This is a genomic window from Microbacterium hominis NBRC 15708, from assembly GCF_001592125.1.
In the GTDB taxonomy this organism is placed as follows: domain Bacteria; phylum Actinomycetota; class Actinomycetes; order Actinomycetales; family Microbacteriaceae; genus Microbacterium; species Microbacterium hominis.
The window spans coordinates 39,413-57,617 of the sequence record NZ_BCWI01000020.1 but is presented as its reverse complement, the minus strand read 5'-3'; the positions used below and the strand labels follow the sequence as shown (position 1 = coordinate 57,617).

At 72.8% G+C, this 18,205-nt stretch carries 19 protein-coding genes; 9 read left to right on the top strand and 10 right to left on the bottom strand.

Annotated features, from left to right (window positions below; translation table 11 throughout):
* Positions 1 to 7: 7 nt before the first annotated feature.
* A complete protein-coding gene (locus tag MHO01S_RS13875) occupies positions 8 to 1,012 on the bottom strand; it encodes a LacI family DNA-binding transcriptional regulator (protein WP_061782479.1) in 1,005 nt (334 codons plus the stop codon).
* Between the two features lie 119 nt (positions 1,013 to 1,131).
* Between MHO01S_RS13875 and rhaI the strand changes: the two genes are divergently transcribed.
* The 3 genes from rhaI to MHO01S_RS13860 are packed head-to-tail and all read left to right on the top strand — an operon-like array spanning position 1,132 to position 5,745.
* A complete protein-coding gene (gene rhaI, locus MHO01S_RS13870) occupies positions 1,132 to 2,298 on the top strand; it encodes an L-rhamnose isomerase (protein ID WP_060959935.1) in 1,167 nt (388 codons plus the stop codon).
* 1 nt (position 2,299) lies between these two features.
* Positions 2,300 to 4,336, top strand: a complete 2,037-nt coding sequence (locus MHO01S_RS13865) for a bifunctional rhamnulose-1-phosphate aldolase/short-chain dehydrogenase (RefSeq protein ID WP_061782478.1) — start codon at positions 2,300 to 2,302, stop codon at positions 4,334 to 4,336.
* On the top strand, positions 4,333 to 5,745 hold the full coding sequence (locus MHO01S_RS13860) for a rhamnulokinase (RefSeq protein ID WP_061782477.1): 1,413 nt from the start codon (positions 4,333 to 4,335) through the stop codon (positions 5,743 to 5,745). The genes MHO01S_RS13865 and MHO01S_RS13860 overlap by 4 nt, the downstream gene beginning before the upstream one ends.
* A 15-nt stretch (positions 5,746 to 5,760) precedes the next feature.
* On the opposite strand, the gene MHO01S_RS13855 is transcribed toward MHO01S_RS13860, so the two are convergent.
* Entirely contained in the window at positions 5,761 to 6,342 is a 582-nt protein-coding gene (locus tag MHO01S_RS13855; protein ID WP_061782476.1) for a DUF1349 domain-containing protein, read from the bottom strand.
* Positions 6,339 to 8,393, bottom strand: coding sequence for a beta-galactosidase (locus MHO01S_RS13850; RefSeq protein ID WP_061782475.1), 2,055 nt, complete (start codon positions 8,391 to 8,393; stop codon positions 6,339 to 6,341). Before MHO01S_RS13850 ends, MHO01S_RS13855 begins: the two co-directional genes overlap by 4 nt.
* A gap of 72 nt (positions 8,394 to 8,465) precedes the next feature.
* Here MHO01S_RS13850 and MHO01S_RS13845 point away from each other — a divergent pair, with 72 nt between their 5' ends.
* The gene (locus tag MHO01S_RS13845) at positions 8,466 to 9,068 is read left to right on the top strand and encodes a TetR/AcrR family transcriptional regulator (RefSeq protein ID WP_060959938.1); all 603 of its coding nucleotides are present in this window, start codon (positions 8,466 to 8,468) and stop codon (positions 9,066 to 9,068) included.
* 48 nt (positions 9,069 to 9,116) lie between these two features.
* The gene (locus tag MHO01S_RS13840) at positions 9,117 to 9,470 is read left to right on the top strand and encodes a hypothetical protein (RefSeq protein ID WP_060959939.1); all 354 of its coding nucleotides are present in this window, start codon (positions 9,117 to 9,119) and stop codon (positions 9,468 to 9,470) included.
* Positions 9,471 to 9,489: 19 nt separating this feature from the next.
* Here MHO01S_RS13840 and MHO01S_RS13835 read toward each other — a convergent pair whose 3' ends face one another.
* Together MHO01S_RS13835 and MHO01S_RS13830 are read right to left on the bottom strand one after the other, a co-directional pair.
* Positions 9,490 to 9,837 carry a hypothetical protein gene (locus MHO01S_RS13835; RefSeq protein ID WP_061782474.1) on the bottom strand — a complete coding sequence of 116 codons (348 nt, stop codon included), beginning with the start codon at positions 9,835 to 9,837 and terminating at the stop codon, positions 9,490 to 9,492.
* Positions 9,834 to 10,160 carry a DUF7882 family protein gene (locus MHO01S_RS13830; protein ID WP_061782473.1) on the bottom strand — a complete coding sequence of 109 codons (327 nt, stop codon included), beginning with the start codon at positions 10,158 to 10,160 and terminating at the stop codon, positions 9,834 to 9,836. Before MHO01S_RS13830 ends, MHO01S_RS13835 begins: the two co-directional genes overlap by 4 nt.
* Before the next feature lie 169 nt (positions 10,161 to 10,329).
* Here MHO01S_RS13830 and MHO01S_RS13825 point away from each other — a divergent pair, with 169 nt between their 5' ends.
* Positions 10,330 to 10,818: a MarR family winged helix-turn-helix transcriptional regulator gene (locus MHO01S_RS13825; protein WP_060959942.1), complete on the top strand. Its 489-nt coding sequence runs from the start codon at positions 10,330 to 10,332 to the stop codon at positions 10,816 to 10,818.
* Here MHO01S_RS13825 and MHO01S_RS13820 read toward each other — a convergent pair.
* The gene (locus tag MHO01S_RS13820) at positions 10,803 to 11,294 is read right to left on the bottom strand and encodes a MarR family winged helix-turn-helix transcriptional regulator (RefSeq protein WP_060959943.1); all 492 of its coding nucleotides are present in this window, start codon (positions 11,292 to 11,294) and stop codon (positions 10,803 to 10,805) included. The genes MHO01S_RS13825 and MHO01S_RS13820 overlap by 16 nt on opposite strands.
* 75 nt (positions 11,295 to 11,369) lie before the next feature.
* Here MHO01S_RS13820 and MHO01S_RS13815 point away from each other — a divergent pair, with 75 nt between their 5' ends.
* The 3 genes from MHO01S_RS13815 to MHO01S_RS13805 are packed head-to-tail and all read left to right on the top strand — an operon-like array spanning position 11,370 to position 15,488.
* Complete coding sequence (locus MHO01S_RS13815; protein WP_060959944.1) at positions 11,370 to 12,983, top strand: carboxyl transferase domain-containing protein; 1,614 nt, start codon at positions 11,370 to 11,372, stop codon at positions 12,981 to 12,983.
* Positions 12,984 to 12,987: 4 nt separating this feature from the next.
* A complete protein-coding gene (locus tag MHO01S_RS13810) occupies positions 12,988 to 15,012 on the top strand; it encodes an ATP-binding protein (RefSeq protein ID WP_061782472.1) in 2,025 nt (674 codons plus the stop codon).
* Entirely contained in the window at positions 15,009 to 15,488 is a 480-nt protein-coding gene (locus MHO01S_RS13805; protein WP_060959946.1) for a MaoC family dehydratase, read from the top strand. The genes MHO01S_RS13810 and MHO01S_RS13805 overlap by 4 nt, the downstream gene beginning before the upstream one ends.
* Positions 15,489 to 15,490: 2 nt before the next feature.
* Here MHO01S_RS13805 and MHO01S_RS13800 read toward each other — a convergent pair whose 3' ends face one another.
* The 4 genes from MHO01S_RS13800 to MHO01S_RS13785 are packed head-to-tail and all read right to left on the bottom strand — an operon-like array spanning position 15,491 to position 18,135.
* Positions 15,491 to 16,084: a TetR/AcrR family transcriptional regulator gene (locus MHO01S_RS13800; protein ID WP_060959947.1), complete on the bottom strand. Its 594-nt coding sequence runs from the start codon at positions 16,082 to 16,084 to the stop codon at positions 15,491 to 15,493.
* A 22-nt stretch (positions 16,085 to 16,106) separates the two neighbouring features.
* Entirely contained in the window at positions 16,107 to 16,568 is a 462-nt protein-coding gene (locus MHO01S_RS13795) for a MarR family winged helix-turn-helix transcriptional regulator (RefSeq protein ID WP_223848815.1), read from the bottom strand.
* 26 nt (positions 16,569 to 16,594) lie between these two features.
* Positions 16,595 to 17,239 (bottom strand): GTP cyclohydrolase II, encoded by a 645-nt coding sequence (locus MHO01S_RS13790; protein ID WP_060959949.1) that lies wholly within the window; start codon positions 17,237 to 17,239, stop codon positions 16,595 to 16,597.
* On the bottom strand, positions 17,239 to 18,135 hold the full coding sequence (locus MHO01S_RS13785) for a VOC family protein (RefSeq protein WP_082734181.1): 897 nt from the start codon (positions 18,133 to 18,135) through the stop codon (positions 17,239 to 17,241). Before MHO01S_RS13785 ends, MHO01S_RS13790 begins: the two co-directional genes overlap by 1 nt.
* Positions 18,136 to 18,205: the final 70 nt, after the last annotated feature.

The following is an 18,205-nucleotide window of genomic DNA, read 5'->3' as shown; positions in this document are numbered from 1 at the left end:
GCGCGCGTCACGCCTGCGTCGACGCGCGCACCACGAGCTCGGGACTGAAGCGGACGTGGCGGGCGGGCGATCCGGGAGCCGCGGCGGCCTCGCGCAGCAGGTCGACGGCGGTCGCACCGATCTCCCGCGCCGGCTGGCGGATCGAGCTGAGGGGGACGACGGCCGCCTGCGCGAAGTCGATGTCGTCGTAGCCGATGATGGCCAGATCCTGCGGCACACGGATGTCGCCCAGGATGGCGGCCCCCTGGAGCACGCCGACGGCGAGGAGGTCGTTGGCGCAGAAGACGGCGTCGGGCCGGTCGGCGGGCGCGCGCAGCGCCAGCTGCTCGCCCACCGCGCGACCGGCGAGCACCGTCAGCGCCGTCGTCTCGATGACCTCGAGCGCGGCATCCGGCGCCGTCTCGAGCGCGCGGCGCGCGCCGGCGAGACGATCGGACACCTGACGGATCGTCAGCGGCCCCGCCACGAAGGCGATGCGGCGCCGTCCGCGGGCGAGGAGATGCTCGACCGCCGCGTACCCGCCCTGCACGTCATCGACCGCGACGGAGGGGATCTGCTCGCCCGGGATGTCGCCGTCGACCAAGACGAGGGGGATGTCGGCCAGCGCCAGCCGTCGCAGCGGCGCGGGGTCCAGGTCGCGCGGCGTGAGCAGCACGCCGTGCACGCGCTGCTCGCGGAAGAGGTCGAGGTAGGCGCTCTCGCGCTGCGCGTTCTGGTCGCTGTTGCCGAGCAGCACCGCCAGTCCGTCGCGCGCGGCGCGCTCCTCCGCGCCGCGCGCGACCTCGGCGAAGAACGGGTTGGCGGTGTCGAGCACGACCAGGCCGATGAAGCGGCTGCGCCCGGCGCGCAGCTGCCGGGCGGCGTCGTTGCGGACGAACCCGAGGCTCTCGATGGCCCGGTGCACGCGCGCGACGGTCTCGGGGGCGACTTTCTCGGGCCGGTTCAGCACGTTCGACACCGTGCCCACCGACACCGCCGCCGCCGCGGCGACGTCTTTGACGCTGGCGCTCATCCACGCTCCTCCGAGGTCGTCGTCGCCGCTTGACGAATCGTTTCAACCACACTACTCTTTGAAACGATTCACAGTAGAGATCCGCGGAGGCGCGGATCCGACACCGAAAGCGCGAGAGTATGACGACGCTGTCAGCCGAGAACCTGTCCACGCTCCAGGCCCAGGGGATCGAACTGCCCTCGTGGGCGTTCGGCAACTCCGGCACCCGCTTCCGGGTCTTCCCCACTCCCGGCACGCCCCGCGACCCGTTCGAGAAGATCGCCGACGCCGCCCAGGTGCACCGCCACACGGCGCTCGCCCCGACCGTGGCGCTGCACATCCCGTGGGACGCGGTCGACGACTACGCGGCGCTGCGCCGTCACGCCGAAGACCTCGGCGTGGCGCTGGGCACCGTCAACTCGAACACGTTCCAGGACGAGGACTACAAGTTCGGCGCGCTCACCCACCACGACGACCGCATCCGACGCAAGGCGATCGACCACCACCTCGCCTGCATCGACATCATGGATGCGACCGGCTCGCGCGACCTGAAGATCTGGCTCGCCGAGGGCTCCAACTACCCCGGCCAGAACGACATGCGCGCGCGTCAGGACCGCCTGCACGACTCGCTCTCCCGGATCTACGCGCGGCTCGGCGACACGCAGCGGCTCGTGCTGGAGTACAAGTTCTTCGAGCCGGCGTTCTACCACACCGACGTCCCCGACTGGGGGACGTCCTACGTGCAGGTGGCCGCGCTCGGCGAGAAGGCGATGGTGTGCCTGGACACCGGCCACCACGCGCCCGGGACGAACATCGAGTTCATCGTCATGCAGCTGCTGCGACTGGGGCGCCTGGGCTCCTTCGACTTCAACAGCCGCTTCTACGCGGACGATGACCTCATCGTCGGCGCCGCCGATCCCTTCCAGCTGTTCCGGATCCTCGTGGAGGTCGTCCGCGGCGGCGGGCTGAACAACCCGGACGTCGCCTTCATGCTCGATCAGTGCCACAACATCGAGGACAAGATCCCCGGCCAGATCCGCTCCGTGCTCAACGTGCAGGAGATGACCGCGCGGGCGCTGCTGCTCGATCGTGACGCGCTGGCCGCCGCCCAGGAGGAGAACGACGTGCTGGCGGCCAACGCGATCCTCATGGACGCCTTCCAGACCGACGTCCGGCCGCAGCTGGCGACCTGGCGGGAGAGCCGCGGGCTGCCCGCGGATCCGATGGCCGCCTACCTCGCCTCCGGCTACGCCCGCACCATCGCCGACGAGCGCGTCGGCGGCGTCCAGGCGGGATGGGGTGCCTGAGATGACGAACCCCACCGCCGCCGCGCTCATCGCGCGCAGCAACCGCCTGGGCTCCGACCCGAAGAACACCAACTACGCCGGCGGGAACACGTCGGCCAAGGGCGAGGACATCGACCCCGTCACCGGCGCGCCGGTCGAGCTGCTGTGGGTCAAGGGCTCGGGCGGCGACCTGGGGACCCTCGCGCCCGAGGGCCTGGCCGTGCTGCGGCGGGACCGTCTGCGCGCGCTGGTCGACATCTATCCCGGAGTCGACCGCGAAGACGAGATGGTGGCCGCCTTCGACTACTGCCTCCACGGCAAGGGCGGCGCGGCGCCGTCGATCGACACCGCGATGCACGCCCTCGTGGATGCCGCACACGTCGACCATCTGCACCCCGACTCGGGCATCGCGATCGCGACGGCGGCCGACGGGCCCGAGCTGACGCGGACGATCTTCGGCGACCGCGTCGTCTGGGTGCCCTGGCGGCGCCCCGGCTTCCAGCTCGGACTCGACATCGCGGCGATCGCCGCAGAGAACCCGCAGGCGATCGGCACGATCCTCGGCGGGCACGGCATCACGGCGTGGGGCGACACCTCCGACGATGCCGAGCGCAACTCGTCGTGGATCATCGACACCGCGGCCGCTTACCTGGCCGAGCACGGCGACCCCGCGCCGTTCGGGGCCGTCCGCGCGGGATTCGACGCGCTCCCCGCCGCCGAGCGGCGCGTCCGGGCGGCGGCGCTGGCCCCCACGATCCGCGGGCTCGTCTCCACCGATCGCCCCCTGCTCGGACACTTCACCGACTCCCCGGTCGTGCTCGACTTCCTGGCCTCGCAGAAGGCGCCCGCCCTGGCGGCGCTCGGCACGAGCTGCCCCGACCACTTCCTGCGCACCAAGGTGAAGCCGCTGCTGCTCGACCTGCCCGCGACGGCGTCGGTCGACCAGCAGCTGGCCCGGCTGCGGGAGCTGCACGCCCAGTACCGCGCCGACTACCGCGACTACTACGAGAGGCACGCGACGGCCGACAGCCCGGCGATGCGCGGCGCCGATCCCCTGATCGTGCTCGTGCCGGGCGTCGGCATGTTCTCCTACGGCGCCGACAAGCAGACCGCGCGCGTGGCGGGCGAGTTCTACGTCAACGCGATCAACGTCATGCGCGGAGCGGAGGCGGTCTCGACGTACACGCCGATCTCGGATGCGGAGAAGTTCCGCATCGAGTACTGGGCGCTCGAGGAGGCGAAACTGCAGCGCCGCCCCGCGCCGAAGAGCCACCAGGGCCGCATCGCGCTCGTGACCGGCGCCGCGAGCGGCATCGGCAAGGCCACCGCGGCACGCCTCGCCGCGGCCGGCGCCTGCGTCGTGGTGGCCGACCTCGACCTCGAGAAGGCCCGAGCGGCCGCCGCCGAGCTCGGGGGCGCCGACGTCGCCGTCGGGGTCGCCGTGAACGTGGCCGACGGCGAGGCCGTGCGGGCCGCCGTGGCCGACGCCGTGCTCGCGTTCGGGGGCCTGGACCTCGTCGTCAACAACGCGGGACTGTCGCTGTCGAAGCCGCTGCTGGAGACGACGGAGGCCGATTGGGACCTCCAGCACGACGTCATGGCGAAGGGCTCGTTCCTGGTGTCGCAGGCCGCGGCATCCGTGCTCATCGCCCAGGGCCTCGGCGGCGACATCGTCTACATCTCGTCGAAGAACAGCGTCTTCGCCGGCCCCAACAACGTCGCGTACTCGGCGACGAAGGCCGATCAGGCCCATCAGGTGCGCCTGCTCGCGGTCGAGCTGGGCGCGCACGGCGTGCGGGTCAACGGCATCAACCCCGACGGCGTGGTGCGCGGCTCGGGGATCTTCGCCTCGGGGTGGGGCGCGAACCGCGCCGCGACCTACGGCGTGAAGGAGGAGGAGCTCGGGCAGTTCTACGCCGCCCGCACGATCCTCGGTCGCGAGGTCGTCCCCGAGAACGTCGCCGACGCCGTCGCGGTGCTGACCGGGCCCGACCTCAGCCGCACCACGGGACTGCACATCCCGGTCGACTCCGGCGTCGCCGCCGCGTTCCTGCGATGACCGCGGCGGTCGCGGCCGTCGACCTGGGCGCGACGAGCGGCCGCGTCATCCTCGGGCACGTCGGCCGGGGCACGCTGGAGACCACGACGATCGCGCGCTTCGAGAATGCCCCGCTGCGCCTGGGCGACGGCCTGCACGGCGACATCCCCGGCCTGTACGCCGCGGCGCTGCGGGGCCTGCGCGACGCGTTCCGCGCCGAGCCCGCGATCGCGAGCATCGGCGTCGACTCCTGGGCCGTCGACTACGGGCTGCTGCGGGACGGGCGCCTGCTCGGCCTCCCGTTCCACTATCGCGACGCGCGCACGGAGCGCGGCGTCGGGAGCGCGCACGCGCGCGTGCCGTACCCCGAGCTGTTCTCCCGCAACGGCCTGCAGTTCCTGCCCTTCACGACGCTGTACCAGCTCGCCGCCGAGCCGCCCGAGGTGCTCGCGATCGCCGACACGGCGCTGCTCGTCCCCGACCTGATCGCGTACTGGCTCACCGGCCGGGCCCGGGCCGAGCTCACCAACGCGTCCACGACGGGGCTGCTGAACGCGCGCACCCGCCGCTGGGACGACGAGCTCGCCGCGCGGCTCGGCGTGCCGCGGTCGCTGCTTCCCGAGCTGATCGCGCCCGGCGAGCGGGTCGGCGCGCTCCTGCCGCACGTCGCGGCGGCGCTGGGCGGGACGGCCCCGGTCACGGCGGTCGGCTCGCACGACACGGCCTCCGCCGTGGTGGCCGTGCCGATGCGGGCGGACGCGGCCGCCTACATCTCCTGCGGAACGTGGGGCCTGGTCGGCGTCGAGGTGGAGCATCCGGTGCTGGACGACGCCGTCGCGGCCGCGCACGTCACCAACGAGGGCGGGGTCGACGGGCGGGTGCGTCTGCTGCACAACGTGATGGGCCTGTGGATCCTGACGGAGGCGGTGCGCGGCTGGTCCTCCGACGGCGCCGGCGCCGACCTGTCGGAGCTGCTCGCGGCGGCCGCGCTCGTCCCGGCCTCCGCCGTGCCCGTGTTCGACGTCGACGATCCGCGCTTCCTGCCGCCCGGCGACATGACGGCCCGTATCGACGCCTGGTGCGCCGAGCACGACGTCGCGCCGCCGCGCTCCCGCGCCGCCTATGTGCGGGCGATCGTGGAGTCGCTCGCCCAGGCCTTCGCCGACGCCGTCGTCACGACGAGCCGGCTGGGGCGTGTCGCCGTGCGCACGATCCACCTCGTGGGCGGTGGGGCCCGCAACGAGTTGCTGTGCCAGCGCACCGCCGACCGCTCCGGGATGCCGGTGCTCGCGGGCCCCGTCGAGGCGACCGCGCTGGGCAACGTGCTGGTGCAGGCACGCGCCGCGGGCGTCGTCAGCGGCTCGCTCGACGCGCTGCGCGACCTGGTCGCGCAGACGCACGCACCGCGTCGCTACCTGCCGCAGACGTGATCGCGGGGCGCGTCGTCAGTGCAGCGATGCGTCGGCGTCGGTGCGCGTCCACTCGGCGAACACGACCTCGAGCCCGGCGCGCATCGGCGCGCACACGAACGGGCCGGCCTGGGCGGCGAGCTCTCCCGCGAACGGCGCGACGCGCACGAGACGCAGCGGCTCGGTGTCGATGCCGGCGCGCACCGTCAGCGCGTCGGGTCCGCGGCTGACCCGCACGCGGAGTCGGCGGCCGGCCCACTCCGGCACCGCGCCGACCGACCAGTCGGACATGACGTCGGTGACGACCGCGCCCACGCCGAGCACCCCGTCCGCGTTCTCGACGCCGGCCTTCATCCACCGCTCGTCGTCGGCGCGCACGAACAGGCCCGCCTGATCGAACTGCGCCGTGAAGTCGGCGATGAAGACGACCTCCATCGCCGTGCCGACCTCGAACGGGGCCAGCAGCGCGTGCTCGGTGTCGTGGATGAAGCCGTAGGCCGTGCGGCGCCAGGCGTCGCTGCCCTCGACCGCGACGACGGCCAGCCCGTCCTCGCGCACCGCCGCCGCCGCGGGCGGTGTGGTCCAGGTGCCGGCGCTCCAGTCGATGCGTTCGCTCATGCGTCCATCCTTCCGTGCGCGCCGGCGAGGGCGGGCTCCTGCGCCGGGATGCTGCGCGTCTCGACACCGCGGGGCGCCACGCGCAGCGCGCCGAGCTCGGGATCGTCCACGACGACCTCGTCGTCGGTGCGGTTGACGACGAAGACATGGCGACGCGCGGCGTCGACGCGGACGATGACCTCGAGACGACCGTCGGCGGCGAGGGGGTCACCGGCCAGCGCGCCGATGTCGCCCGCGAGGCGCTCCAGCACCGCGCGCGCCCCGTCGCGGCCGGTGTCGGCGGAGACGTATGTGGCCGACCCGGCGCCGACGCGGCGACGCGTGACCGCCGGCATCCCGGCCAGATCGCCCGCGGCGTAGGTGTCGAGCACCTCGACATCGTCGGCGACGTGGCTGATCCGCTCGCTCCAGTGCGTCGCGACGGCCCCGGAGGCCAGTCGCGCCGTCTCGTCGGCCAGAAGCGGGACGAACTCCTCGACGGTGACGCCGAGCACCTCCCGCAGCGCCCCGGGGTAGCCGCCGAGCCACACCCGGTCGTGCTCGTCGACGATGCCGGAGAAGGCGGTGGTCACGAGGTGGCGCCCGCTTCGCACCACGTGCTCGAGCCGTGTCCGCAGGGCGTCGGGCACGACGTGCAGCATCGGGGCGACGACGACGTCGTAGCCGTCGAGGGACGCCGCGACGGGGACGACGTCGGCGCGGACGCCGAGATCGAGCAGCGCCCGGTACCAGGCGAGGGTCTCGTCGTCGTAGCGCAGCGCGTCGGAGGGGTGGGAGTCGCGGCCGCTGACCCACCAGGACTCGTAGTCGAAGACCAGCGCGACGCGCGCGCGCTCGCGGTGCGAGCCCGTGACGGCGCCGAGCTCCCCCAGTCGCGCGCCGAGGGCGGCGACGTCGCGGAACACGCGGCTGTGCTCGCCGGCGTGCGGCACCATCCCCGAGTGGAAGCGCTCGCCTCCGGCGCGCGACTGGCGCCACTGGAAGAAGCAGACGGCATCCGCGCCGTGCCCGACGTGGGTGAGGGCGTCGCGCATCAGCTCCCCCGGGCGCTTCGGCGGGTTCACCTCGCGCCAGTTGACGGCGCTGGGGGCGTGCTCCATGAGGAACCAGGGGCGTCCCTCGGCGATGTTGCCCGTGAGGTTGGCCCAGAAGGAGACGTCGTCGCGGCCCAGCTCACCCGGGCGCAGGTAGTGGTCGTTCGAGATGAAGTCGACGTCGCCCGCCCACGTCGGGTAGTCGATGTCGCGGACGTTCTGGGCGACCATGAAGTTGGTCGTGAAGGGGATGTCGGGGGTGAGCTCGGCCAGCACGGCGGCCTCCGCCCGCAGGTGGTCGCGCACGGCGTCCGAGGAGAAGCGCTCGAAGTCGAGGCGCTGGCCGGGGTTGCGGTGGGTGGGCGCCGTGCGCGGCGGCAGGATCTGCTCCCACTCCGTGTAGTGCTGCGACCAGAAGGCGGTGCCCCACGCCTCGTTGAGGGCGTCGAGGGTGCCGTACCGGTCACGCAGCCAGGTGCGGAAGGCGGCCGCGGCGTCGTCGGAGTAGTCGTAGAGGTTGTGGCAGCCGAGCTCGTTGGAGATGTGCCACGCGACGATCGCGGGATGGTCGCGATAGCGCTCGGCGAGGGCCCGCACGAGTCGCAGCGCGTGCGTGCGGAAGACGGGCGAGGTCGGCCGCCAGTGCTGCCGGGCGCCGGGCCACAGCACGGTGCCGTCCTCGGTCTGGGGCAGGATCTCGGGGTGACGCTGCGCGAGCCACGCGGGCGGGGATGCCGTGGCGGTGGCGAGGTCGACGTCGATCCCGTTCTCGTGGAGCAGGTCGATGACCTCGTCGAGCCAGCCGAAGTCGAACTCGCCGGGACGCGGCTCCAGCAGCGCCCACGAGAAGATCGCGAGAGAGACGATGTTCACGCCGGCCTCGCGCATGAGGCGCATGTCCTCCGCCCAGACGTCGCGCGACCACTGCTCGGGGTTGTAGTCCGCGCCGTAGCGCATGCGTCCTGCCCCCGCTGCTCCGTCTCGAACCCAGCGATACTCCCGCGCGTGCGTTGCCATGTCGGCATCCTATAACGAATATCGTGCACATGCACGGTTTTTTCCGAGAGCCGCGCGGTACGCTCTGATGCCATGGCCACCTCGTCGCCCGCTCGCCGCGGGCCGTACGCGAAGTCGGCGGAGCGGCGGTCCGAGATCATCGCGTCGGCGACCGCCATCTTCAGCGCGCACGGCTACCGCGGCGGGTCGCTGCGGCAGATCGCCGCCGAGCTCGGCCTCAGCCTCACCACGGTGATGCACCACTTCCCCACCAAGGTCTCACTGCTGGCCGCGGTGCTCGAGCAGGAGGACGCCGCCGACGCCGACTTCCCCGAGCGTGCACGGCGCGACGGCCTGCTCCCGGCCGTGCTCGGCGTCGTCCGGCGCAACCTCGGCCGCCGCGAGCTCGTGCGCATGTTCTCGATCGTCTCCGCCGAGGCGACCTACCCGGGGCACGAGGCGCACGAGTGGCTCCAGCGCCGCTACGCGTCCGTCATCACGGACTACGCCGCGCTGATCGCCCACGACCGCGCCCGCGGGCGGATCGCGCCGATCCACGACGACGACACGGCCCTGGCGGGCCTCATCGTCACGGGATGGGAGGGGATCCAGATCCGCTGGCTCGCCGACGACGCCGATCCCGTCGCCGCGATGGAGCTCCTGCTGACCTCGCTCCTGCGCCCGCGCACGGCATAATGGGACAGGCGTGCCGCCAGGTGCGTCGACACCCAGGATCGAGGTCCCATGCCCTACCGCAATCAAGCGACGGTCGAAGCATGGGTGCGCGAGTACCTCGCGGGCCACCCGGCGGCCGAGTCGTCGATCTCCGTCCTCGAGAAGGACTACACCCCCGGCCCCGATTCGGGCCTCGTCGTCGTCGCCCTGAGCAACGCCTCCACCGTCACCTACATCCAGCCCGTCGTCCACGACGAGGGCCCGCGATGGGTGGTCACGTTCGAGGCGCGGGCCGACAGCTTCGACCTGGATGCCGCGGGCGTCGCACGCCTGTCCTCCGATCTCGCCGCCGTCGCCGAGCTGTGCGGCTTCCTGCAGGAGCGCACCGAGAAGGCCATCGCCGAGACCGCGAGCGCCTCCTAGCGCCGGCCGGCCGGCGCGCTCACACCAGCGGTGTCGTGAGCACCGCGGTCGCGAGGGCGCCCAGCGCCACCACCCCGCTGATCGCGGCGGCGGTCTGCCACAGCGCCTGCGCGCGGGGCGACGGCTCGGGTGACGGGAGCAGGGGGCGCGCCTCGTGGGCGCCGCCGACGGCGCGCTGCGCCTCCCCGAGCGACGCGTAGCGCCCGACGGGGGTGGAGCGGAAGTCGAACCCCACGAAGTGACCGTCGGGCGTGCACTCGACGCATCCGACGTAGTCGCCGACGCGGGAGGCGACGTAGAAGCCGTCGCTGACGGCCGCCCAGGTCACGCGGCCGGTGGGCGCCGACGCGAGGGCGAGCACGCTCATGCGACGGCCGCCAGTTCGGCACGCGAGGGCACGGCCTCGGCGGCCAGCTCGACGACGATGCCCGCCGCGGAGGCGGCGGCCTGGGCCAGCTCGTTGACGCGGGCCGGCTCGAGGCGGATCGGCTCCGCCGCATCGAACTCGAAGCGCAGCGGGATGGCGCAGTGCACCCAGAGGGCGCTGCGGCCACGCGTCGGCGACGAGAAGGTGAGGCTGAAGCCCTCGGAACGACGCAGCTTCGTCATCGCCACCATCCTCAGGTGAGCCAGGTCGGTGTCGTCGACCTCGATCGCGTCGCTGGTGTTGCCGTAGTACAAGCGTCCCATCGTGACTCCCTCATTCGGTGCGCGTCGGGCTCGGCCTCGCCGCAGCGGTGGATCTGTCGTGAAGTAGGTTATTCCGTGAATAAGTAGTTAGTCAAGCGAGATATATCATGAGCTATATTGGTGTCACCGAACCCTTTACGGGCGCCGACTCTGAGTGGAGGTGAGTGCGGTGACGACCACACACACATCCGGCACGACCGATGTCCTGGATGCGCTCGCGCGCTTCCGGGCCGCGGACGCGCAGATGCATCAGCGCGTCCGGGCCAACGCCGCACTGGGCGAGAACGAACTGCGCATCCTCCAGTACGTCCTCGCCTGCGACCGCGACGGCCTGGACGTCAAACCGAGCGAGATCTCCCGCCACCTCGGCATCAGCTCGGCATCCACGACCGCCTTGCTGGACCGCCTGGAGCGCCTCGGCAGTGTGCAGCGCGTGAACCACCCCACCGACCGTCGCAGCATCCTCATCGCGCCGACCGAACGGGCCGCGGCGGAGGTCGCCGACCTCGTCGACGCCTTCGAGAACCGCGTGGCCGCGGCCATCCGCAGGCTCGACCCGTCGGGGCGGGCCGCCGTGCTGAGCTTCCTGGACGCCGCGACCGGCGCCGCCGACGAGATCGCCGGATCGGTCGTCTCGCGCGACTACGCGTCGATGTGATCCACGGCCACGCGCATCGCATCCAGGAACCGGATGACGGTGTCGCGCTGGTCCTCGTCCATCTCGCGCACGACCGCCATCATGCGCTCGTGCATCGCCGACAGGGTGTGACGCACCTCGAGGTCTGACTTCTCGCTCGACGCGATCAGCACACTGCGCCGGTCCCCCGGGTTCGGCGTGCGCGTGATGTGCCCCGACCTCTCCAGGCGATCCAGCAGCGCCGTCGTGGATGCCGAGGTGATGCCGAGATATCTGCTCAGCGTCACGGGGGTCACCGGCTCGCCCCGCAGTCGCGCCCGGGCGAGGAAGCGCAGGACGAGCAGCTCGTTCTCGCCCATGTCCATCGACTGCTGCGTCCGTCGCCGCATCGCGACCTCGGCCGCCCGGTAGGAGCGCATGGCCTCCATGACCGACGTCGACCGCGCATCGTCGTCCGCGTACCAGTAGGACGCGGGCTGATCGGGCGTCGTGCTCATCGCATCATTGTGCCCCACGCGCGCCGCGCCGTCCCAGAACGGCGCCGACGGTGGACATTCGGCGGCGCAGGCGCTATGTTCCTGATCGGGTTACTGATTGATAACCGAAATGAGGATGCCGTGTCGACGACGACCACGGACGGCTACCGCGCCCTCGTCGCGGAGCTGCGGGCGAAGCGGGAGGCCGCGGCCCTCGGCGGCCCCGAACCGTCGCGGCGCCGGCACACCGCGCGCGGCAAGCTGCTGGCGCGCGACCGGATCGATCTGCTGCTCGACCGCGGCAGCCCCTTCCTCGAGCTCGCCCCTCTCGCCGCCGACGGCCTCTACGACGGCGAGGCGCCCGCGGCCGGGGTCGTCGCGGGGATCGGGCTCGTGCACGGTCGGCACGTCATGGTCGTCGCCAACGACGCGACCGTCAAGGGCGGCACGTACTACCCGATGACCGTGAAGAAGCACCTGCGCGCGCAGGAGGTCGCCGCGGAGAACCGCCTGCCGTGCATCTGCCTCGTCGACTCGGGCGGCGCCTTCCTCCCCCTCCAGGACGAGGTGTTCCCCGACCGCGACCACTTCGGACGCATCTTCTACAACCAGGCCCGGATGTCGCGGGACGGCATCGCGCAGATCGCGGCCGTCCTGGGCTCCTCGACCGCCGGCGGCGCGTACGTCCCGGCGATGAGCGATCAGACCGTGATCGTCCGCGATCAGGGGACGATCTTCCTCGGCGGCCCGCCGCTCGTGAAGGCCGCGACCGGCGAGGTGGTCAGCGCCGAAGAGCTCGGCGGCGGCGTCACGCACTCGCGCATCTCCGGCGTCACCGACCACCTGGCCGCCGACGACGCGGACGCGCTGCGCATCGTCCGCGAGATCGTCGCGACGGTGCCCGAGCCGGCACCGCTGCCGTATCGGCTCGGGCCCGCGGACCCGCCGCTGCACGACCCGGACTCGCTGTACGACGTCGTCCCGGTCGAGCTGACCACGCCCTACGACGCCCGCGAGATCATCGTCCGCCTCGTCGACGGCAGTCGCTTCAGCGAGTTCAAGCGCGAGTACGGCGAGACGCTCGTCACCGGCTTCGCGCACCTCCACGGCCACCCCGTCGGCATCGTCGCGAACAACGGCGTGCTCTTCGGCGAGTCGGCGCTCAAGGGCGCGCACTTCGTCGAGCTGTGCGACCAGCGCGGCATCCCGCTGCTGTTCCTGCAGAACATCACGGGCTTCATGGTCGGCCGCGAGTACGAGCACGGCGGCATCGCGAAGCACGGCGCGAAGATGGTCAACGCCGTCGCGTGCGCGCGGGTGCCCAAGCTCACGGTCGTCGTGGGCGGCTCGTTCGGCGCCGGCACCTACTCGATGTGCGGGCGCGCCTACTCGCCCCGGTTCCTCTGGCTCTGGCCCGGCGCGCGGGTGTCGGTCATGGGCGGGCCGCAGGCGGCGTCCGTCCTGTCCACGGTGCGCGGCGAGCAGCTCGACGCCGCCGGCACCCCCTGGACCACCGCCGAGAAGGAGGCGTTCGAGGCGCCGATCCGTGCGCAGTACGAGCACCAGGGCAGCCCCTACTACTCCACCGCGCGTCTCTGGGACGACGGGGTGATCGAGCCCGCGCAGACCCGCGACGTGCTGGGGCTCGCCCTCGACGTCGTCGCCCGCGCCCCGATGCCCGACGCCGGCTACGGCGTCTTCCGGATGTGATCGCATGAGCGCCCTCCGCACCGTCCTCATCGCCAACCGCGGCGAGATCGCCGTCCGCATCATCCGGACACTGCGCACGCTCGGCATCCGCTCGGTCGCCGTCTACAGCGACGCCGACGCCGACGCGCTCCACGTGCGCCTGGCCGACGAGGCGGTGCGGCTGGGGCCCGCCGCCGCCGCGCAGAGCTACCTGTCGATCGAACGCGTGGTGGATGCCGCGCTCGCCACCGGTGCCGAGGCGATCCATCCGGGGTTCGGCTTCCTCGCCGAGAACGCCGCCTTCGCACGGGCCTGCGCCGACGCGGGCCTCGTCTTCATCGGCCCGTCGCCCGAGGCGATCGAGGTCATGGGCGACAAGATCTCCGCCAAACGCACCGTCGCCGCGTGCGGCGTGCCCACCGTCCCCGGCATCGCCCGCGCGGGCCTCACCGACGCGGAGCTGATCGCGGGGGCGGCGGAGGTCGGCTTCCCGGTGCTGATCAAGCCGTCCGCGGGCGGCGGCGGCAAGGGCATGCACGTCGTCACGGAGGCGGCAGGGCTTCCGGCCGCGGTCGCCGCCGCCCGCCGGGAGGCCGCGGCATCCTTCGGCGACGACACGCTGTTCCTGGAGCGCTACGTCACCGCACCGCGCCACATCGAGGTGCAGATCCTCGCCGATGCGCACGGCACGGTGGTGCACCTCGGCGAGCGCGAGTGCTCGCTGCAACGGCGCCACCAGAAGGTCGTCGAGGAGGCGCCCTCCCCCCTGCTCGACGCCGCGACCCGCGCGCGCATCGGCGCGGCCGCGTGCGAGACGGCGAGGAGCGTCGGCTACATCGGGGCGGGCACGGTCGAGTTCATCGTGCCGGGCGACCGGCCCGACACGTTCTTCTTCATGGAGATGAACACCCGTCTGCAGGTGGAGCATCCCGTCACCGAGATGGTCACGGGCCGCGACCTCGTCGAGCTGCAGCTGCGGATCGCCGCCGGGGAGCCGCTGCCGTTCGCCCAAGAGGACGTGCGCCTGGACGGGCACGCGATCGAGGTGCGCGTCTACGCGGAAGACCCGCGCGCCGGGTTCCTGCCCACCGGCGGTCCGGTCACGCGCGTCGTCCACCCGTCGGGGGCCGGGGTGCGGGTCGACACGGCGCTCGAGGACGGCCTCGTCGTCTCGACCGACTACGACCCGATGCTGGCGAAGCTCATCGCGTGGGGCCCCGACCGGGAGGAGGCGCGCCGGCGCCTCGTGCGCGCGATCGACGGGACGGCGATCTTCGGCTTCGAGACGAACCTCACGTTCCTCCGCCTGCTGCTGGAGCGCCCCGAGGTGGTCTCCGGCGCGCTCGACACCGGCCTGATCGCCCGCGTCTTCGACGAACTGCCCTTCCCCGACGTCACGGAGCGCACCTTCGCGGAGGCGGCGCTCGTGATGCACGCGGCGTCGGCGACCCGGGTCCCCGACGCGACCGTGAGCGGCCCCTGGAGCCGCGCCGACGGCTGGCGTCTCGGCGCGGCGGCGGCCCCGAGCGTGTACGACCTCGTGTCCGCCGACGCCGAGGCCCGCGTGCGGGTGTGGTCCACGCCGCTGCGCGTCGCCGTCGGCGATGCGGCGCCGGTCGCGGCATCCGTGCGGCGGCATGGCGCGGACGGCGGGTCGGCCACGGTCGTCATCGACGGTCGCGGCCGCACCTTCCCGGTCGCTGCCGCCCCCGCGGGGCTGTGGCTGCGCAGCGACGCCGGGGCCGTCCTCGTCTCCGAGCGCACGATCGACGACGCCGCGGACGACCGCGCGGACGCGTCGCCGACGATCGCCTCCCCCCTGCCGGGGACCGTCGTGATGGTGGCCGCGCAGGACGGCGCGCGGGTGCGCGCGGGAGAGCCGGTCGTCGCCGTGGAGGCGATGAAGATGGAGCACGTGCTGCGGGCCGGCGTCGACGGCATCCTCCGCCTGCGCGTCGCGGTCGGCGACCAGGTGGTGCGCGGCGGCGTGGTCGCCGCGATCGAGCCCGCGGACGAGGACGGGCACGAGGACGAGGAGGGGACGACGTGAGCGAGGTCATCCGGCAGCGGGGACTGTACTTCGAGGAGTTCATCGAGGGGGCGCTCTACGTGCACGCCCCGGGGCGCACCGTGACGGAGACCGACAACGTGCTGTTCACGACGCTCACCATGAACACGCAGTCGCTGCACCTGGATGCCGCGTGGGCGGCCGGCACGGAGTTCGGCGAGCGGCTCGTCAACAGCATGTTCACGCTCTCGACGATGGTCGGCCTCTCGGTCGCGCAGCTGACCCAGGGCACGATCGTGGCGAACCTGGGATTCGGGGAGGTGCGCTTCCCGGCTCCCGTGCGTCACGGCGACACGCTGTACGCCGAGACGCTCGTCGTCGGCACGCGGCGGTCCGCCTCACGTCCCGGTCAGGGCGTCGTCGAGCTCGCCCACACGATGCGCAACCAGCGCGGCGAGGTCGTGGCGACCGCGACCCGCAGCGTGCTCATGCGGTGCGCACCGACCGAGGAGGGGTGAGCTCAGGCCTCGTCCCGCAGCGCACGCCGCGCCATCCCGGCGAGGATCCGTGCCGCGTCGTCCCCGCTCGCCCCCGCACTGTGCGGCGTCGAGTTGAGCAGGCCGAAGACGCCGAGCAGGCGGGTCTCGCGTTCGGGCGCGCTCAGGGCCGGCGCGGCGGTGGCGAGCACGACGTCCCACTCGGCGACGTACGCGCGCTGCAGCCGCCGCACCCGGTGGTTGGTGTCGGAGTCGAGACCGGCGAGCTCGCGATCCTGGATGCGGATGATGTCGGGCGCCGCCGTCGCGAAGCCGATGTGGAAGGCGATGAGCTCGTCGAGCACGGCTCCCGCGGCGACGGCGTCGGACGGACCTGTGCCCGCGACGATCTCGCGGCCGCCCTGCAGCAGCCGCTCGCTGGCGTCGACCAGGAGCTCGGCGAGGATCGCGTCCTTGCTCGGGAAGTGCTTGTACAGCGCCGGGCCGCTCATCCCCACCGCCTCGCCGATCTCGACGGTGGTGACGGCGGCGAAGCCGCGACGGGCGAACAGCGCCGCCGCCTCCACGAGCAGTCGCGCGCGCCGGTCGGCCTTCTGCGAGCTGCGCCAGGTGGTCACGGTGCCAGCGTACCGACGCGGCTCACTGGTGCGCCCCGAACCGGTGGTCCGGGTCGAGACGCTCGCCGAGGACGGCCGTGATCCGCGCCAGGTGGGCGAGGTCGTCCGCGGAGAGCGCGTCGACCACGAGCGAGCGGGCCGTCGCGATGTGGCCGGGGGTGGCCCGGATGAGCTCCCGGCGCCCCGCGCCGGTCAGGGTCACCCGGCTCACCCGACGGTCGGTGGGGCACCCGCTCTTGAGCACGAGACCCCGCGTCTGCAGACGCGAGCACACGTGGGACAGCCGCGACAGCGTGGCGTTGGTCGCCTCGGCGACCTCGCTCATGGTGGCCGTGGCCTCCGGCATGCGCCGGAGGAAGGTCATCACCCCGAACTCGTAGTGCGTCAGGGCGGAGTCGCGCTGCAGCTGCGAGTCGAGCGCGCTGGGCAGCAGGTCGCACACGCGGATGAGCCCGAGCCAGGCCTCTGCTTCGGCGGTGGTCATGCGCGGAACGGGATACACCATGATCCTCAGGCCGCGGGGACGTCGATCGTGTGACCGGTGTGGTCCCGCTTGGCACGCAGGTAGCGCGCGTTCGCGTCCGTCAGGTGCACGCCGGTGGCCACGGCATCCGCCACCTCGACGCCGAGCGCGCGCAGTTGCGCGACCTTGTCGGGGTTGTTCGTGAGCAGACGCAGCCGGTGGATGCCGACGGCGTGCAGCATCTGCGCGGCGGCGCTGTAGTCGCGCTCGTCCTCGCCGTGCCCGAGGGCCGTGTTGGCCTCGTAGGTGTCGAGCCCTTCGTCCTGCAGCGCGTAGGCGTCGAGCTTCGCGTAGAGCCCGATGCCGCGTCCCTCCTGCCGGAGGTAGAGGAGCGCTCCGCCGTCCTCGGAGAGCCGCTCGACGGCCTCGCGCAGCTGCGGTCCGCAGTCGCACCGCTCGGATCCGAAGACGTCGCCCGTGAGGCACTCGCTGTGCAGACGGACCAGCGGTGCGCTCTCCCGCGCGCGGGGCCTTCGCCCCTCGAAGCTCAGCAGCAGGTGCTCGGCGCCGTCCACCAGGGCGTGGAAGGTGTGCACGCGCGCCGTCGTCTCGTACCCATCGGAGAAGCGCAGCGGCACCGTCACCGCGGTGCGGACGGTCGCCGCCGGCAGCCCGCCGGCCGTGAGCGCCATCAGGCGCTCCCCTCGGGAAGCACGGTCAGCAGCGTCCCCCACGGATCGCGCAGGCGCACCCCGGCGCCGTCGTCCTGCACCGCGATGCCCGCGTGCCGCGCACGATCGGCGAGCGCGAGCACGTCGTCGCGCTCCGGCATCCGCAGCCGCACGTCGCCGAGTCCGAGCGACACGGCCCGCGGTCCGGCGCCCGCACTGTGCCACGTGTTCAGTCCGATGTGGTGGTGGTAGCCGCCCGCCGAGAGGAACAGCGCGGAGCCCACGTCGATCGACACGTCGAAGCCGAGCGTGTCGACGTAGAAGCGCCGGGCGGTGGGGATGTCGCCGACCTGCAGGTGGACGTGGCCGACGGTGGCCTCGTCGGCGGTCGTGCGGGCCGGGTCGAAGTGCTCGCGGAGGAAGGCGTTGGGGTCGATCGCGGTGTTGCGCGGCATCCATCCGGCGGGCTTGTCCTGCCAGACCTCGGTGGGCAGATCCCAGTACAGCTCGATGCCGTTGCCCTCGGGGTCGTGGAAGTAGAACGCGTTGCTGAAGGTGTGGTCGGTCGCGCCCTCGAAGGTGTCGCCGGCGCGGCGCGCCATCGACATCACGGCCGCCGACAGCGCCGCGCGATCGGGGAACGCGATCGCCGTGTGGTACAGGCCCGCACCGTGGCGGTCGAACGGCGGGAGCTCGGGGGCGTGCGTGAGCGCGACGATCGGGATGCCGTCACGGCCGAGGGTCGCCTGCGCGCCGGACTGGTCGAGGATCTCGAGCGAGACGGCATCGCGGTAGAACGCGGTCTGCGCGTCGAGGTCGCCCACGAGCAGCTCGACGGTGTCCATCCGCGTGGCGTCGGCGGCGGCACCCGCGGTGTGCACCGGCGCGGGCCGCCAGTCCAGGGTCGCGGCCTTCATGCCGGCGCCCCGCCACCGACGACGGACAAGGAGACGATGAGCACGAGCGGTCCTTTCGGTGGGCCGTCGG

Bases quoted from the DNA above. Each gene is read 5' to 3' on its own strand.
- MHO01S_RS13875 (WP_061782479.1), bottom strand. From the start codon at position 1,012: ATGAGCGCCAGCGTCAAAGACGTCGCCGCGGCGGCGGCGGTGTCGGTG.
- rhaI (WP_060959935.1), top strand. From the start codon at position 1,132: ATGACGACGCTGTCAGCCGAGAACCTGTCCACGCTCCAGGCCCAGGGG.
- MHO01S_RS13865 (WP_061782478.1), top strand. From the start codon at position 2,300: ATGACGAACCCCACCGCCGCCGCGCTCATCGCGCGCAGCAACCGCCTG.
- MHO01S_RS13860 (WP_061782477.1), top strand. From the start codon at position 4,333: ATGACCGCGGCGGTCGCGGCCGTCGACCTGGGCGCGACGAGCGGCCGC.
- MHO01S_RS13855 (WP_061782476.1), bottom strand. From the start codon at position 6,342: ATGAGCGAACGCATCGACTGGAGCGCCGGCACCTGGACCACACCGCCC.
- MHO01S_RS13850 (WP_061782475.1), bottom strand. From the start codon at position 8,393: ATGGCAACGCACGCGCGGGAGTATCGCTGGGTTCGAGACGGAGCAGCG.
- MHO01S_RS13845 (WP_060959938.1), top strand. From the start codon at position 8,466: ATGGCCACCTCGTCGCCCGCTCGCCGCGGGCCGTACGCGAAGTCGGCG.
- MHO01S_RS13840 (WP_060959939.1), top strand. From the start codon at position 9,117: ATGCCCTACCGCAATCAAGCGACGGTCGAAGCATGGGTGCGCGAGTAC.
- MHO01S_RS13835 (WP_061782474.1), bottom strand. From the start codon at position 9,837: ATGAGCGTGCTCGCCCTCGCGTCGGCGCCCACCGGCCGCGTGACCTGG.
- MHO01S_RS13830 (WP_061782473.1), bottom strand. From the start codon at position 10,160: ATGGGACGCTTGTACTACGGCAACACCAGCGACGCGATCGAGGTCGAC.
- MHO01S_RS13820 (WP_060959943.1), bottom strand. From the start codon at position 11,294: ATGAGCACGACGCCCGATCAGCCCGCGTCCTACTGGTACGCGGACGAC.
- MHO01S_RS13815 (WP_060959944.1), top strand. From the start codon at position 11,370: ATGTTCCTGATCGGGTTACTGATTGATAACCGAAATGAGGATGCCGTG.
- MHO01S_RS13810 (WP_061782472.1), top strand. From the start codon at position 12,988: ATGAGCGCCCTCCGCACCGTCCTCATCGCCAACCGCGGCGAGATCGCC.
- MHO01S_RS13795 (WP_223848815.1), bottom strand. From the start codon at position 16,568: ATGACCACCGCCGAAGCAGAGGCCTGGCTCGGGCTCATCCGCGTGTGC.
- MHO01S_RS13790 (WP_060959949.1), bottom strand. From the start codon at position 17,239: ATGGCGCTCACGGCCGGCGGGCTGCCGGCGGCGACCGTCCGCACCGCG.
- MHO01S_RS13785 (WP_082734181.1), bottom strand. From the start codon at position 18,135: ATGAAGGCCGCGACCCTGGACTGGCGGCCCGCGCCGGTGCACACCGCG.